The sequence below is a fragment of the Phenylobacterium ferrooxidans genome (genome assembly GCF_042714595.1).
In the GTDB taxonomy this organism is placed as follows: Bacteria; Pseudomonadota; Alphaproteobacteria; order Caulobacterales; family Caulobacteraceae; genus Phenylobacterium; species Phenylobacterium ferrooxidans.
The window spans coordinates 111326-125910 of record NZ_JAOTJD010000001.1; the positions used below are offsets into that span (position 1 = coordinate 111326).

Sequence of the window (14585 nt, forward strand, 5' to 3'; positions counted from 1 at the left end):
GGCATGATCGGCAGACTGAACCATGTGGGGGTCGCCACCCCCTCCATCGACGAGGCCGTGAAGGTCTACCGCGACCTGCTGGGCGCCACCTCCATCGGCGAGAAGTTCGCCCTGCCCGAGCAGGGCGTCTGGGTCTGTTTCGTCGACACTCCCAACAGCCAGATCGAGCTGATCGAGCCCTATGGCGAGGCCTCGCCGATCCACGGCTTCCTGGCCAAGAACCCCTCCGGCGGCCAGCACCACATCTGCTTTGAGGTGCCCGACATCCTCGTGGCCCGCGACGACATGCGCGCCAAGGGCGCCACCGTCCTGGGAACCGGCGAGCCTCGCATGGGCGCCCACGGGGTGCCGGTGATCTTCATCCATCCCAGGAACATGGGCGGCGTCCTGGTCGAACTCATGGAAACCCCCAAGGGAGCTCACGGATGACCTGGTTCACTGGCATCGCCATCTACTTCACCATCTGGTGGGTGGTGCTGTTCGCCGTCCTGCCCCTCGGGACGACCAGCCACGCCGAGGCCGGGATCAACAAGGGCGACGGCGGCGATCCGGCTGCGCCCGTGGATCCGAAGATCAAGAAGAAGTTCATCACCACCACCTGGATCTCGGCGATCGTCTTCGTGCTCCTGTGGCTGCTGCTGCGGTTCAACGTCATTCCGCTGCCCAGCCTCCCCTCCGGCCTGGGCTGATTGCCCAGAGCCTCAGCGCCGCACGGCCTGCTCGCTTAAAGATTGGGCGAAACCTATGTCGTGGCGCAGGCCGCACGTAACGCCTTCGCCGGGCGGCGTAACCCAGGTTACCAAGAGTCACATCGCGGGCAGCCGAAGGCCGCTCGTGGCGTTTTCCCCGACGACGAGAAGGCCGCCCGCCTCCCTGGGCGGCCTTCTTTTCATCCAGCTTCGTTGCCAAGGTCCAAGCGCAGCGGCTATCAGGGCCGTTGATCTGAACCTCGTCCGGGAATCTCCGCCAGATGCGTCTTTCGCGTTACTTCATGCCGACGCTTCGGGAAGCCCCCTCCGACGCCCAGGTGGTCAGCCACCAGCTCATGCTGCGCGCCGGCATGATCCGCCAGGAGGCCGCCGGCATCTACGCCTGGCTGCCGCTCGGTCTGCGGGTGCTGAAGAAGATCGAGCAGATCGTCCGCGAGGAGATGGACCGGGCCGGCGCCATCGAGGTGCTGATGCCCACCCTGCAACTCGCCGACCTCTGGCGCGAGAGCGGCCGCTATGAGGATTACGGCGACGAGATGCTCCGCATCACCGATCGCCACAAGCGCGACCTGCTCTACGGCCCCACGGCCGAGGAGGTGATCACCGAGATCTTCCGCGCCTATGTGAAGAGCTACAAGGACCTGCCCAAGAACCTCTACAACATCCAGTGGAAGTTCCGGGATGAGCGCCGCCCCCGGTTCGGCGTCATGCGCGGCCGCGAGTTCCTGATGAAGGACGCCTATTCATTCGACGTGGACGAGGCCGCCGCGCGCAAATCCTACAACCGCATGTTCATCGCCTATCTGAACACCTATGCGCGGATGGGCTTGAACGTGGTGCCCATGAAGGCCGATCCCGGCCCCATCGGCGGCGACCTGTCCCACGAGTTTATCATCCTGGCCGACACCGGCGAGAGCCAGGTCTTCTGCCACAAGGACCTGGTGGAGATGGGCGCTCCCGGCGACGTCGACTGGGACGGCGACCTCCAGCCCCTGGTGGAGCAGCGCACCAACCTCTACGCCGCCACCGAGGAAATGCATGACGAGGCGGCCTTCGCCCTGGTGCCTGAGGACAAGCGCCTCTCGGCCCGCGGCATCGAGGTGGGCCACATCTTCTATTTCGGCGAGAAGTACTCCAAGCCCATGAAGGCCGAGGTGGCCGGGCCTGACGGCCAGAACCACCCCATCCATGGCGGCTCCTACGGCGTCGGCGTCTCGCGTCTGACCGGCGCCATCATCGAGGCCAGCCACGACGAGGCCGGCATCATCTGGCCCGACGCCGTGGCGCCTTTCGGCGTGGCGGTGATCAACCTGCGGCCCGGGGACGCCGGAACCGATGAGGTTTCCGAGACCGCCTACCAGGCCCTGATCGCGGCGGGCAAGGATCCCCTGCTGGACGACAGCGACCAGCGTCCGGGCGCCAAGTTCGCGGCCATCGACCTGGTCGGCATTCCCTGGCAGCTCGTGGTCGGCCCCAAGGGCGTCGCCGACGGCACGGTGGAGATCAAGCGCCGCGCCACCGGCGAGAAGCAGACCCTGCCGCTGGAGCAGGCGCTCAAGGTCATCTGCGCGTGAGCAACCCGACCCTGGGAGGCCGCGGCCAGCCCTTCGGGGTCTGGGAGCGCACCGTCGCGGGCCGCTACCTGCGCGCCAAGAAGAGCCAGGGCGGCGTCGCCCTGATCTCCATCATCTCCTTCATCGGCATCACCCTGGCCGTCGCGGTGCTGATCATCGTGATGAGCGTGATGAACGGCTTCCGCTCCGAGTTGCTGAACCGCATCCTGGGCTTCAACGGCCACGTCTATGTGGCGGGCGGCGTGCTGCAGACCCCTGAGCGCGACCCCATGGTGGTGCGCCTGCGCGCCCTGCCGGGCGTGATCCAGGCCGCCCCGGTCATCGAGGCCCAGGCCATGGCGCTCGGCATGGGCCAGATCAGCGGCGCCATCGTGCGCGGTCTGTCCCCCGCCGACCTCAAGGCCACCGAGATCATCTCCAGCAACATCGTCTCCGGCTCCCTGGAGGGCTTCGGCGACGGCGAGTATGGCGGGGACATGATCCTGGTGGGCGACGACCTGGCCCGTAACCTGGGGGTCCAGGCCGGCGACGCCCTGACGCTCATTTCGCCCACCGGCGGGGCCACGGCCTTCGGGGCCACGCCGCAGCGCAAGTCCTACACCGTGGCCGGCACCTTCAAGGTGGGGATGAGTCAGTACGACCAGGCCTTCATCTACATGCCGCTGGCCCAGGCCCAGCTGTTCTTCGGCCGCGACACCGGCGTCGACTTCGTGGAGATGAAGCTCGCCGATCCCGACAAGGCCGTCGACATGAAGCCCGACGTCGCCCGCGTGGCCGGCCCGGCCTCCATCGTCACCGACTGGACCCAGAAGAACGCCTCCTATTGGGGCGCCCTGCAGGTGGAGCGGAACGTCATGTTCCTGATCCTCACCATGCTGCTGTTCATCGCCGCCATGAACATCATCTCGGGCTTGGTGATGCTGGTGAAGAACAAGAGCCGCGACATCGCCATCCTGCGCACCATGGGGGCGGGGCAGGGGAGCATCCTGCGCATCTTCTTCATGACCGGCGCCACCATCGGCATTCTGGGCACTGCGACGGGCCTGCTGATCGGGGTGCTGTTCTGCACCTTCATCGGCGAGATCCAGCAGTTCGTGGAGTGGGCCACCGGCGCCCAGGTGTTTAATTCCGACGTCTATTTCCTCACCCGCGTGCCGGCCAAGATCGACTGGCTGGAGGTCGGCGGCATCACCGGCGGCGCCCTGGTCATGACCTTCATCGCCAGCCTGCCGTCGGCCTGGCGCGCCTCGCGTCTCGATCCCGTGGAGGCGCTTCGCTATGAGTGAGACCCACGCCGACCAGGTCCTGGCCATCCGTGGCCTGACCCGCACCTACCAGACCGGCGACAAGACCCTGACGGTGCTCAACGAGGCCGACCTCGACGTCATGCCTGGCGAGGTCGTGGGCCTGATCGGCCCCTCCGGCTCGGGCAAGTCGTCGCTGCTGCACGCCGCGGGCCTGCTGGAGCGCCCGACCGCCGGCCAGATCTTCATCGAGGGCCGCGACTGCTCCAACCTCAGTGACCGCATCCGCACCCGCGTGCGCCTGCACACCATCGGCTTCGTCTACCAGGCCCACCACCTGCTGCCGGAGTTCTCGGCGCTGGATAATGTGGCCCTGCCGCAGATGATCGCCGGGGTGGGCCGCAAGCCCGCCCGCGAGCGCGCCTTCTTCCTGCTGGAACAGCTCGGCCTCGCCGAACGGGTCAAGCACCAGCCGGCCCAGCTCTCCGGCGGCGAACAGCAGCGCGTCGCCATCGCCCGGGCTCTGGCCAACTCGCCCCGCCTCCTGCTGGCCGACGAACCCACCGGCAACCTCGATCCCCATACGTCAGCGGCGGTGTTCGAAAACCTCTATGCGCTCGCCCGCGCCACCGGCGTCGCCGCCCTGGTCGCCACCCACAACCTCGAACTGGCCCGGCACATGGACCGGGTGCTGGGGCTCAAGGACGGGAAGCTGGAGACGCAGACGGGATTTTAGGGGAGGTCGGCCGCAGGAGGCGCCTTCGCAGCGCGGCCCTTCCATCCCAGCAAATCCACCGCGAGCCAGACCAGCGTCGGCAAGACGTAAAAGCTAGCTGCATAGCCAAAAGCGGGCGGTCCGCCATTGGCGAACCCGAAGCCGCCAAGGATCACGGCTGCGCCACAGGCGACGGCATGCGCCGTCAGGATGCGGGCCGGTCTGTCGCCAAGCCGTTTGAACAACCACAAGGTCGCACGGCTGACCAGGAACATTGCCACTAAGGCGCCGAAGACCGCCCCAATCATGTGAGCCACTGTGATGCTCCCGTTCGTTGCTGGCGTGACGATGATGCCAACATAGCCCCCTTGTCATGAGAACAAAAGGCGAATAGGAACATACGCAGAACATTCACAGGGGTGACGTTATGGTTGTTCGTTTGGCGCGGGAATCGCTGGCCTTTGTGTCGGTCGCGGGGTTTGTCTGGATGATGTGTCAGGTCGCGCAACTGGCCGCCTGAGGCTGATCTTTTGAAGCGGAGGACGGCGTGAGCGGCGAGGGCGGACAAGACGGTTTCGTCCACTTAAGGGTCCGCTCGGCCTATTCGCTGCTGGAAGGCGCCATCAAGGCCGACGCGGTCGGTAAGCTGGCGGCCAAGGCCCATATGCCGGCCGTGGCCCTGACCGATCGGGCCAACCTGTTCGGGGCGCTCGAGTTCTCCGTCACCACCAAGGAGACCGGCGTCCAGCCCATCGTCGGCGTCGCCCTGCCGGTGCGCGGCATCGGTGAGGGACCGCCTGAACGCTGGGCCAAGATTCCCACTGTCGTCCTGCTGGCCCAGAGCGAGCAGGGCTATCTGCACCTCTCCGAACTCTCCTCCATGGCCTATCTGGACATCGAGCCCACGGAGGAGCCTCAGGTTCCCTGGAGCGCGGTGGCGGAGCGGGCCGAGGGCCTGCTGCTGCTGTCGGGCGGTGTCGACGGACCGGTCGATCCGCTGATGGCCGCGGGCAAGACGCTCGAGGGCAAGGCGGCCCTGGCCGAGATGCACCGGGTGTTCGGGGATCGCTTCTATATTGAGCTGCAGCGCCACGGCATGGCCGCCCAGGCCGCCGCCGAGCCGGAACTGGTGGCCTACGCCTACGAGTTCGACATTCCCCTGGTGGCCACCAACGACGTCTATTTCGGCCCCGCAGAGCTCTATACGGCCCACGAGGCCCTGCTGTGCATCGCCGACGGCGCCTATATCAGCCAGGAGGATCGGCGCCGGGTGACACCCGAGCACTGGTTCAAGCCGGCCGCCGACATGCGCAAGCTGTTCGCCGATCTGCCGGAGGCCTGCGACAACACCCTCGATATCGCGCGGCGCTGCGCCTTCATGGTCAAGAAGCGCGACCCGATCCTGCCGCGCTTCCCCACGGTCGCCGGCCGCACCGAGGCCGAGGAACTGGCCGAACAGGCGCGCGAGGGCCTGCGCAAACGCCTGCAGGGCCACACGCTCTCGGGGACCGAGCAGGACTATTGGGACCGGCTGGAGCGCGAGATCGGCGTCATCCAGGCCATGGGCTTCCCCGGCTACTTCCTGATCGTGTCGGACTTCATGAAGTGGGCCGTGGCCCACGACATTCCCGTGGGTCCGGGGCGGGGCTCCGGCGCCGGCTCCCTGGTGGCCTGGTCGCTGCTGATCACCGGCCTCGATCCCCTGCGCTACGGCCTGCTGTTCGAGCGGTTCCTGAACCCCGAGCGGGTGTCCATGCCCGACTTCGACATCGATTTCTGCCAGGAGCGGCGGGAAGAGGTGATCTCCTACGTGCAGCAGCGCTATGGCCGCGACCGCGTGGCCCAGATCATCACCTTCGGCACCCTGCAGGCCCGCGCCGTGCTGCGCGACGTTGGCCGCGTGCTGCAACTCCCGCTCGGCCAGGTGGACCGCCTGGCCAAGATGGTGCCCGCCAACCCCGCCAATCCGGTGACCCTGGCCCGCGCCATCGAGATCGAACCACGCCTGCGCCAGGCCAAGGACGACGACGAGGCCGTGGCCCAGCTGCTGGAGACCGCCCTCCAGCTCGAGGGTCTCTACCGCAACGCCTCGACCCACGCCGCCGGCGTGGTGATCGGTGACCGGCCGCTCACCGAGCTGACGCCGCTCTACCGCGATCCCCGCTCGGACCTGCCCGCCACCCAGTTCAACATGAAGTGGGTGGAGAGCGCGGGCCTGGTGAAGTTCGACTTCCTGGGCCTGAAGACGCTCACCGTCATCGACCGGGCCCTGAAGCACCTCGACAAGCGCGGCGCCCGCGTCGACATGGCCACGCTGCCCCTGGACGACGCCAAGACCTACGAGCTGATGAGCGCGGCCCAGACGGTCGGCGTGTTCCAGCTGGAAGGCCAGGGGATGCGTGACACCCTGCGCCAGCTTCGCCCCGGCTCTATTGAGGACGTCACCGCCGTCGGCGCCCTGTACCGGCCCGGGCCCATGGACAACATCCCGCTGTTCATCGACTGCAAGTTCGGCCGCAAACCCGTTGATTACCTTCACCCGTCCCTGGAGGTGGTGCTGAAGGAGACCTACGGCGTCATCGTCTATCAGGAACAGGTGATGCAGATCGCCCAGATCCTGGCGGGGTATTCGCTGGGGGAAGCCGACCTGCTTCGCCGGGCCATGGGCAAGAAGAAGAAGGAGGAGATGGACCAGCAGCGGGCGCGGTTCATTTCCGGCGCGGCCGAAAAGGGCGTCTCGGCCGAGCAGTCGGGGGGCATCTTCGACCTGGTGGACAAGTTCGCGGGCTACGGCTTCAACAAGAGCCACGCGGCCGCCTACGCCCTGATCTCGTACCAAACCGGCTGGTTGAAGGCCAATGCGCCGGCGGAGTTCTTCGCGGCCTCCATGAGCCTCGACATCTCCACCACCGACAAGCTGGCGGTCTTCTACCAGGACGCCAAGAAGTTCGGGGTCAAGATCCGAGCTCCGGACGTGAACCTGTCGGCCGCCGACTTCGACGTGGCGGACGGCGAGGTGCTCTACGCCCTGGGCGGCATCCGCAATGTGGGCCTGCAGGCCATGGAGCATGTGGTGGCCGTCCGCGCCGAGGCCGGGCCGTTCAAGGACCTGTTCGACTTCGTCGAGCGCGTCGACCCCAAGCAGGTCAACAAGCGCTCCTTCGAGACCCTCGCCCGGGCCGGCGCCTTCGATTCGCTCCACGCCAACCGCGCCCAGATCGTCGGCGCCGCCGATGTGCTGGTGGGCTACGGCCAGTCGGTGGCCGCCGAGCGGGCGTCGTCGCAGGGCTCGCTGTTTGGCGGCGACCAGGTGGAGGCCCAGCGGCCGCGCCTGCCCAAGATCGACACCTGGTCCTCGACCCAGCGCCTGGATGAGGAACTGGCCGCCGTCGGCTTCTATCTCTCCGGCCACCCCATGGACGACATGGTGCCCGCCCTGCGCCGCAAGCGGGTGGACCTGCTGGCCGATGTCCTGCCCAAGGCCATGGCCGGCGCCGAGGCCTTCCGCATGGCCGGGGTTGTCCGCCGCAAGCAGGAGCGGGCCTCGGCCTCCAGCGGCGAGAAGTTCGCCTTCGTCACCTTCTCCGACCCCACCGGCGAGTTCGAGGTGCTGTTCCCGCCGGAATCCCTGCGCAACGCCCGCGAGCTGCTGGAGCCCGGCAAGTGCGTCGGCCTGCGGATCCGCGCCAAGGCCAGGGACGGGGAGGTGCGGTTCTTCGGCGACGGCTGCGAGCCCATCGACCGGGCCATCGAGAACGCCGTGGCCGGTCTGCGCGTCCATATCGCCCCCCGCAGCGCCGAGATCGACGCCCTGAAGAAGCGCCTCGAGGGCTCGGCGAACAGTCGCGGCGGCGAGGTCATCCTGGTGGCGCCGGTGGAGGGCGGCCGCGAGGTGGAGGTCAAGCTGCCCGGCCGCTTCACCCTGGACAATGCGGTGCGTGGCGCCCTGAAGACGGCGCCCGGGGTAGTCTTCGTCGAGGATCTCTAGGCGGCTCCCGCAGCCAACTGCCCCTGGCTATTGTATTTTCTGGCGCTTGGCCCTATATCCGCGCCCATTCCACACGCAGGCGTTTGGCGGTTGGCGGGGAGACATCCCGCCGGTTTCCATTCCGGTCCTCCTTCGGGAGGGTTTGTCTGCGGAGGCTAACCGGAAAAAGAGGACCATACGACATGGCGCTTCCCGACTTCTCTATGCGTCAGCTCCTGGAAGCTGGCGCCCACTTCGGCCACCAGACCCACCGCTGGAATCCGAAGATGGACCGCTACATCTTTGGTAGCCGCTCCAACATCCACATCATCGACCTTTCGCAGTCGATCCCGCTCCTGCACCAGGCCCTGGTGAAGGTGCGTGAGGTCGCCGCCTCGGGTGGCCGCGTGCTGTTCGTCGGCACCAAGCGTCAGGCCTCCGATCCGGTGGCCACCGCCGCCAAGCGCAGCGCCCAGTACTATGTGAACCACCGTTGGCTGGGCGGCACGCTCACCAACTGGCGCACCGTCTCGGGCTCGATCTCGCGTCTGCGCGAGCTGGAAGGCCTGCTGGAAGGCGGCTCGGAAGGCCGCGCCAAGAAGGAGCTGCTGAAGCTGACGCGCGAGCGCGACAAGCTTGAGCTGTCCCTGGGCGGCATCAAGGACATGGGCGGCATTCCCGACATCATGTTCGTGATCGACACCAACAAGGAAGCGATCGCGATCCAGGAAGCCCGCAAGCTCAACATCCCGGTCATCGCCATCCTGGACACCAACTGCAATCCGGACGGCATCACCTATCCGATCCCGGGCAATGATGACGCCGCGCGCGCCATCCAGCTCTATTGCGACCTGATGGCCGACTCGGTCCTCGACGGTCTGGCCGCCGGCCAATCGGCCGCCGGTGTGGACCTGGGCGCCTCCGTGGCCCCGATCGAGCCGACCCTGGCCCGTGAGCTGACCCCGGAACCGGTCGTGACCGAAGCCGAGATGGCCGCGCCCGCCGCCGCCGCTCCGGCCCCGGTCGCTGCGGAACCGGCCCCGGCCGCGGCCGAACCGGAGACCACCGCGGCGGAAGCCCCGGCGGCTGAACCGACCGCGACCCAAGACTAAGTCGGAGGCACGCCCTCCGGCGAGCCGACACGAACACGACACGGCGGGGCCCTAGATGGGGTCCCGCCAACCCATTTGATCTGAAGGAGCTCACCATGGCGGAAATCACCGCTGCGCTGGTCAAGGACCTGCGCGAGAAATCCGGCGCGGGCATGATGGACTGCAAGAAGGCCTTGCAGGAAAACGGCGGCGACGTCGAAGCCTCCATCGACTGGCTGCGCACCAAGGGCCTGTCCAAGGCCGCCAAGAAGTCCGACCGCGCCGCCGCTGAAGGCCTGGTGGCCGGCAAGCTGAGCGATGACGGCAAGACCGGCGTGCTCATCGAGCTGAACGCCGAGACCGACTTCGTGTCCAAGAACGACAAGTTCCAGGACGCGGCGCGCGATTGCGCCCTCGTGGCGCTGGACATCGACGGTGACGTCGAGGCCATCGCCGCGGCGAAGACCGCCAAGGGCGAGGTCGTCAGCGACGTGATCACCAACCTGATCGCGACCATCGGCGAGAACATGCGCCTGCGCCGCTCGGCTCGCCTGAGCGTCGCTCAGGGCGCCGTGGCCCTCTACCTGCACAATGCGCAGGGCGATGGCGTCGGCCGCCTCGGCGTGCTCGTCGCGCTGGAAGGCGCCGGCGACCAGGCGGTGCTGAAGGATGTGGGCCGCAGGATCGCCCTGCACGTGGCCGGCACCCCGACCCCGCCGCTGGCGCTCACCGAGGCCGACCTGGACCCCGCCGCCGTCGAGAAGGAAAAGAAGTTCCTCACCGACCAGGCGCTGGAATCGGGCAAGCCCATCGGCGTCGTCGAGAAGATGATCGAAGGCCGCATCCGCAAGTGGCAGGAAGAAGTGGTGCTGCTGAAGCAACCCTTCGTCATGAACCCGGACCTGACCATCGAGCAGCTGATCGCCGACACCGCCAAGGAAACCGGCTCGCCGGTGACCGTGAAGGGCTTCGTGCGCTTCGCCCTGGGTGAAGGCGTGGAGAAGAAGGTGGACGACTTCGCCGCCGAAGTCGCCTCGATGACCGGCCAAGCCTAACTTACAGGCTGACAAAAAGACGGCCCTGGGGCGCCGTGCGTTCGACGCGCACGGCGCCCTTGGTTTATGTAGTACCGCCTAGATTCTCGAGAGCGCCCCATGTCCGACGCCAAGCCGCGCTACAAGAAGATTCTCTTGAAGATGTCGGGCGAGGTCCTGATGGGCGACGCCCTGTTCGGTATCGACACCGCGACCATCGACGCGGTGGCTCAGGACATCAAGGAAGTGGTCGACGCCGGGGTGGAGCTCTGCCTGGTGGTGGGCGGCGGCAACATCTTCCGCGGCGTCTCCCTGGCCGGAAAGGGCATGGACCGGGCCAACGCCGACTATATGGGCATGCTGGCCACGGTGATGAACGCCCTCGCCCTGCAGGGCGCCTTGGAAAAGGCCGGCGTGGACACGCGGGTTCAATCAGCCATCCCCATGGACGCGGTCTGCGAGCCCTATATCCGCAGGCGGGCCCAGCGCCACATCGAGAAGGGCAGGGTGGTGATCTTCGCCGCCGGCCTCGGCGCACCGTTCTTCACCACCGACACCCCTGCGGCCCTGCGTACCGCCGAGATGGGCTGCGACGCCCTCTTCAAGGGCACCAGCGTCGACGGCGTCTACACCGCCGACCCCAAGAAGGATCCCAGCGCGCGCCGCTACGAGACCCTCAGCTACCAGGACGTGCTGGCCCAGGACCTGCGGGTCATGGACGCCTCGGCCATCGCCCTGATGCGCGACAACAACGTGCCGATCGTGGTGTTCTCTATCCGCGAGCGGGGCAACTTCATGAAGGTGCTGCAGGGCGAAGGCGTCTTCACCACCATCGCCTGACCACGCCGACAACCTTTGACTTAAGGGAGACGCACCCATGGCCGACGCAGAAAAGCCGGTGCTTTCGAGCTACCGGGACCGGATGGACAAGGCGATCGCCGCCTTGAAGGACGAGTTCGCCAGCCTGCGCACAGGCCGGGCTTCGGCAGGCCTGCTCGATCAGGTGATGGTGGAGGCCTATGGCTCGACCGTGCCGCTGAACCAGGTGGCCGCCGTGAGCGTGCCGGAGCCCCGCTCCATCACCGTCAGCGTCTGGGACAAGGGCATGGTGGTGTCGGTGGAGAAGGCGATTCGCTCGTCGGGTCTCGGCTTCAACCCCGTCAACGAAGGCACGAACCTGCGCATCCCGATCCCGCCGCTCACGGAGGAGCGCCGCAAGGACCTGGCCAAGATCGCCGGCAAGTATGCCGAACAGCAGAAGATCGCCGTCCGCAACGTGCGCCGCGACGCCAACGACGACCTGAAGAAGGCCGAGAAGAACGGGGCCATCAACCAGGACGACCTGAAGCGCATGGAGACCGAGGTCCAGAAGATGACCGACGAGGCCATCAAGCGCGTGGACGAAGCCTTGAAAACCAAAGAGCAAGAGATCATGCAGGTTTAGTCGTCCACACTGACCGAAAGGACGAAACGGAAAACCTGATGGCCTCCGCTCCCACAGAGCCGCCCCCCAAGGACACGCCGCTGCACGTGGCGATCGTCATGGACGGCAATGGCCGCTGGGCGAAGCGCCGGGGCCTGCCGCGCAAGCTGGGTCATCCCAAGGGCGTGGAGGCCATTCGCAAGGTGGTGGAGGCCGCTCCCGAACAGGGTGTCCGCTGGCTCACCCTCTACGCCTTCTCCACCGAAAACTGGCGCCGCCCCGCCGGCGAGGTCGCCGAGGTCATGCGGCTGCTGAAGCACTATGTGAACAGCGACCTGGAGAAGCTGACCCGTGAGGGCGTAAAGGTCCGCATCCTCGGCCGCCGCGAGGGGCTGCCCCCCGACATCGCCGAGATTGTCGAGCGCGCCGAGACCCGCACCGCTCACAACGACAAGTTCTTCCTGCAGGTGGCCTTCAACTATGGCGGCCGGGCCGACATCGTCGACGCCGCCCGCGCCCTGGTGGCCGACGCCCTGGCCGGCAAGATCGACGCCGCGGCGATCACCGACACAGTCTTCGAGGCCAGGCTCTCCACCGGCGGCCTGCCGCCTCCCGACCTGGTGGTGCGCACCAGCGGTGAACAACGCCTCTCCAACTTCCTCCTGTGGGAGTCGGCCTATTCCGAGTTCGTCTTCCCCGACGTTCTCTGGCCGGACTTCACGCCAGATCACCTGCAGGCGGCGATCGACGAGTTCCACCGGCGCGAGCGCAGGTATGGCGCCGTCGCGGACGATGTCCTTGCCGCCGGCTAAGCGTTTCAACTGGACCAATCTGGGCGTGCGGGTGGCCTCGGCCACCGTTCTCGTGCCCACCGCCCTGGCCGCAGTCTGGTTCGACACCGGCCTGGCGGCGGGCGGCTGGCCGTTCCTGGTTCTGGTCGCCGTGGCCGTCGCCCTGCTGTCCATCGAATGGGGCGGAATGAGCGCACCCTATGCGCCGATCCGGGTCTCCACCGCCGTCACCGTGGCCATCCTCGCCGGGGTGTTCCTGGCCCACCGCGACCACATGTGGCTGGCCTGGGGCGGGTTGCTGCTGGGCGGGGTCGCCTCGGCCCTCGTGGCGCGTGGCGTCGCAGAGCGACCGTCGGACGCCGCCTTCGGGGTCTTCTATATCGGCATCGCCTGCATCTGCCTGATCTGGCTGCGCGCCATGCCCCAGGGGCAGTGGTGGACCCTGATGCTGTTCGCCATAACCTGGACCGCCGACATCGCCGCCTTCGCCGTTGGCAGCGCCCTGAAGGGCCCCAAGCTCTGGCCGCGGTTCTCGCCCAACAAGACCTGGTCGGGCTTCGTGGGGGGGCTGGTGTTCGCCATGGCCGTGGGCGCCCTCATGACCATCATCCCGGCCTTCGAACTCAACATGGCCGCCGGCGCCCTGGTGGGGCTGCTGGGCGGGCTGGCCACCATGGCCGGCGATCTCTGGGAATCGGCTCTGAAGCGCCGCTTCGGGGTGAAGGACTCCGGCAACCTCATTCCCGGCCATGGCGGCCTGCTGGACCGGGTCGACGGCCTGCTGTTCGCGGTCGTGATCATCGCCGCAGCGCGCCTGGTGAACCACCTGGGATGGGGGCATTGAGCCTTCCGCGCCGCCTCAGCGTCCTGGGCTGCACGGGCTCGGTGGGCGTCTCCACCCTCGACCTCATCGAGAAGTCGGGCGCCGAGGTCGAGATGATCGCCCTGACCGCGGGCCGCAATGTCGAACGCCTCGCCGAGCAGGCTCGCCGCTGGCGGCCGAAGCTGGCGGTGATCGAGGACGAGACCAAGCTTTCCGAACTGCGTGACCGCCTGGCCGGCACAGGCGTCGCCACCGCCGCCGGACCCAACGCCGTGGTCGAGGCCGCGGCCATGGACGCCCAGTGGGTGATGTCGGCCATCGTGGGCTTCGCGGGTCTCGGGCCCACCCTGGCGGCGGCGCGGTCCGGCGCCATCGTGGCCCTGGCCAACAAGGAGAGCCTGGTCTGTTCCGGGCCGCAGCTGCTGCGCATCGCCAAGCTGGCGGGCGGGGTGGTGATCCCGGTGGATTCCGAGCACTCGGCGATCTTCCAGGTCTTCGACCCGATGGTCGCCCAGCATGTCTCGCGCCTGGTCCTGACCGCGTCGGGCGGACCGTTCCGGGGTTGGACGCGGGAACAGATGCGTCTGGCCAGTGTCGAACAGGCCGTGGCCCACCCGATGTGGGACATGGGGGTCAAGATCTCCATCGACTCGGCCACCATGATGAACAAGGGCCTGGAGATGGTGGAGGCGGCCTATCTGTTCGCCATGCCGGCCGAGCGGGTCGACGTCATCGTCCATCCGCAGTCCATCATCCATTCGATGGTGGAATATGTGGACGGCTCGACCCTGGCTCAGCTGGGGGCGCCCGACATGCGCACCCCGATCGCCTGCGCCCTGGCCTGGCCCGACCGTCTGCCCTGGCCCGCACCCAAGCTGGATCTCGCCCAGGTCGGGCAGCTCACCTTCGAGGCGCCCGACTACGAACGATTCCCCGCCCTGCAGATCGCCAAGGACGCGCTTGCGGCCGGCGGCGCGGCCCCGGCGGTGATGAATGCGGCCAATGAGGTCGCGGTGGCCGCTTTTCTTGACCGCCGCATAGGCTTTCTCGATATTGCCGCAATCGTAGCCGACACACTCGAATGTGTTGAGGCCAAAGGCCTCGCGGGGGAACCCAACAGCGATGTTCTCGAGAGTGCGAAGGCGACAGATGCGATGGCGCGTCGCGTTGCGTGCGATGTCGTCGCCGGGCTCAGTCCGGCGACGTAGGGAGT

15 protein-coding genes are annotated in these 14585 nt (G+C 67.4%); 14 read left to right on the plus strand and 1 reads right to left on the minus strand.

What is annotated here, in order from left to right; all coding sequences use genetic code 11:
• Positions 1-3: 3 nt before the first annotated feature.
• The 5 genes from mce (at position 4) to OCL97_RS00570 (ending at position 4264) form a co-directional block, all read left to right on the plus strand.
• On the plus strand, positions 4-429 hold the full coding sequence (mce, locus tag OCL97_RS00550) for a methylmalonyl-CoA epimerase (RefSeq protein WP_377366665.1): 426 nt from the start codon (positions 4-6) through the stop codon (positions 427-429).
• Complete coding sequence (locus OCL97_RS00555; protein ID WP_377366667.1) at positions 426-689, plus strand: DUF1467 family protein; 264 nt, start codon at positions 426-428, stop codon at positions 687-689. The genes mce and OCL97_RS00555 overlap by 4 nt, the downstream gene beginning before the upstream one ends.
• 281 nt (positions 690-970) lie before the next feature.
• Positions 971-2284 (plus strand): proline--tRNA ligase, encoded by a 1314-nt coding sequence (proS, locus tag OCL97_RS00560; protein WP_377366669.1) that lies wholly within the window; start codon positions 971-973, stop codon positions 2282-2284.
• A complete protein-coding gene (locus OCL97_RS00565; RefSeq protein ID WP_370690219.1) occupies positions 2275-3570 on the plus strand; it encodes a lipoprotein-releasing ABC transporter permease subunit in 1296 nt (431 codons plus the stop codon). Before proS ends, OCL97_RS00565 begins: the two co-directional genes overlap by 10 nt.
• On the plus strand, positions 3563-4264 hold the full coding sequence (locus OCL97_RS00570; RefSeq protein WP_304780162.1) for an ABC transporter ATP-binding protein: 702 nt from the start codon (positions 3563-3565) through the stop codon (positions 4262-4264). The genes OCL97_RS00565 and OCL97_RS00570 overlap by 8 nt, the downstream gene beginning before the upstream one ends.
• Here the strand turns inward: OCL97_RS00570 and OCL97_RS00575 are convergent.
• Positions 4261-4560 carry a hypothetical protein gene (locus OCL97_RS00575; RefSeq protein ID WP_305337296.1) on the minus strand — a complete coding sequence of 100 codons (300 nt, stop codon included), beginning with the start codon at positions 4558-4560 and terminating at the stop codon, positions 4261-4263. The two genes, OCL97_RS00570 and OCL97_RS00575, sit on opposite strands and share 4 nt — an antisense overlap.
• A 110-nt stretch (positions 4561-4670) precedes the next feature.
• On the opposite strand from OCL97_RS00575, the gene sidA reads away from it, so the two are divergent.
• The 9 genes from sidA to dxr all read left to right on the plus strand — a co-directional run bounded on the left by sidA (position 4671) and on the right by dxr (position 14580).
• On the plus strand, positions 4671-4763 hold the full coding sequence (sidA, locus tag OCL97_RS00580; RefSeq protein ID WP_215340377.1) for a cell division inhibitor SidA: 93 nt from the start codon (positions 4671-4673) through the stop codon (positions 4761-4763).
• A 27-nt stretch (positions 4764-4790) separates the two neighbouring features.
• On the plus strand, positions 4791-8231 hold the full coding sequence (gene dnaE / locus OCL97_RS00585) for a DNA polymerase III subunit alpha (RefSeq protein WP_377366672.1): 3441 nt from the start codon (positions 4791-4793) through the stop codon (positions 8229-8231).
• A 182-nt stretch (positions 8232-8413) separates the two neighbouring features.
• Positions 8414-9322, plus strand: a complete 909-nt coding sequence (gene rpsB, locus OCL97_RS00590; protein WP_377366674.1) for a 30S ribosomal protein S2 — start codon at positions 8414-8416, stop codon at positions 9320-9322.
• A gap of 95 nt (positions 9323-9417) precedes the next feature.
• Positions 9418-10356 (plus strand): translation elongation factor Ts, encoded by a 939-nt coding sequence (gene tsf, locus OCL97_RS00595; protein ID WP_304713587.1) that lies wholly within the window; start codon positions 9418-9420, stop codon positions 10354-10356.
• A 99-nt stretch (positions 10357-10455) separates the two neighbouring features.
• Positions 10456-11175 (plus strand): UMP kinase, encoded by a 720-nt coding sequence (pyrH, locus tag OCL97_RS00600; RefSeq protein ID WP_305337293.1) that lies wholly within the window; start codon positions 10456-10458, stop codon positions 11173-11175.
• 37 nt (positions 11176-11212) lie between these two features.
• Positions 11213-11779: a ribosome recycling factor gene (frr, locus tag OCL97_RS00605; protein WP_304713588.1), complete on the plus strand. Its 567-nt coding sequence runs from the start codon at positions 11213-11215 to the stop codon at positions 11777-11779.
• Positions 11780-11817: 38 nt separating this feature from the next.
• The gene (locus tag OCL97_RS00610; RefSeq protein WP_377366677.1) at positions 11818-12570 is read left to right on the plus strand and encodes an isoprenyl transferase; all 753 of its coding nucleotides are present in this window, start codon (positions 11818-11820) and stop codon (positions 12568-12570) included.
• Positions 12551-13393, plus strand: coding sequence for a phosphatidate cytidylyltransferase (locus OCL97_RS00615; RefSeq protein WP_377366679.1), 843 nt, complete (start codon positions 12551-12553; stop codon positions 13391-13393). The genes OCL97_RS00610 and OCL97_RS00615 overlap by 20 nt, the downstream gene beginning before the upstream one ends.
• A complete protein-coding gene (gene dxr / locus OCL97_RS00620) occupies positions 13381-14580 on the plus strand; it encodes a 1-deoxy-D-xylulose-5-phosphate reductoisomerase (protein ID WP_377366681.1) in 1200 nt (399 codons plus the stop codon). Before OCL97_RS00615 ends, dxr begins: the two co-directional genes overlap by 13 nt.
• Positions 14581-14585 lie beyond the last annotated feature (5 nt).

What these genes read in the sequence shown, in the direction of transcription:
- pyrH (WP_305337293.1), top strand. Translation starts at nt 10,456, where the DNA reads ATGTCCGACGCCAAGCCGCGCTACAAGAAGATTCTCTTGAAGATGTCG.
- dxr (WP_377366681.1), top strand. Translation starts at nt 13,381, where the DNA reads ATGGGGGCATTGAGCCTTCCGCGCCGCCTCAGCGTCCTGGGCTGCACG.
- OCL97_RS00570 (WP_304780162.1), top strand. Translation starts at nt 3,563, where the DNA reads ATGAGTGAGACCCACGCCGACCAGGTCCTGGCCATCCGTGGCCTGACC.
- sidA (WP_215340377.1), top strand. Translation starts at nt 4,671, where the DNA reads ATGGTTGTTCGTTTGGCGCGGGAATCGCTGGCCTTTGTGTCGGTCGCG.
- OCL97_RS00555 (WP_377366667.1), top strand. Translation starts at nt 426, where the DNA reads ATGACCTGGTTCACTGGCATCGCCATCTACTTCACCATCTGGTGGGTG.
- mce (WP_377366665.1), top strand. Translation starts at nt 4, where the DNA reads ATGATCGGCAGACTGAACCATGTGGGGGTCGCCACCCCCTCCATCGAC.
- OCL97_RS00610 (WP_377366677.1), top strand. Translation starts at nt 11,818, where the DNA reads ATGGCCTCCGCTCCCACAGAGCCGCCCCCCAAGGACACGCCGCTGCAC.
- frr (WP_304713588.1), top strand. Translation starts at nt 11,213, where the DNA reads ATGGCCGACGCAGAAAAGCCGGTGCTTTCGAGCTACCGGGACCGGATG.
- tsf (WP_304713587.1), top strand. Translation starts at nt 9,418, where the DNA reads ATGGCGGAAATCACCGCTGCGCTGGTCAAGGACCTGCGCGAGAAATCC.
- OCL97_RS00615 (WP_377366679.1), top strand. Translation starts at nt 12,551, where the DNA reads ATGTCCTTGCCGCCGGCTAAGCGTTTCAACTGGACCAATCTGGGCGTG.
- proS (WP_377366669.1), top strand. Translation starts at nt 971, where the DNA reads ATGCGTCTTTCGCGTTACTTCATGCCGACGCTTCGGGAAGCCCCCTCC.
- rpsB (WP_377366674.1), top strand. Translation starts at nt 8,414, where the DNA reads ATGGCGCTTCCCGACTTCTCTATGCGTCAGCTCCTGGAAGCTGGCGCC.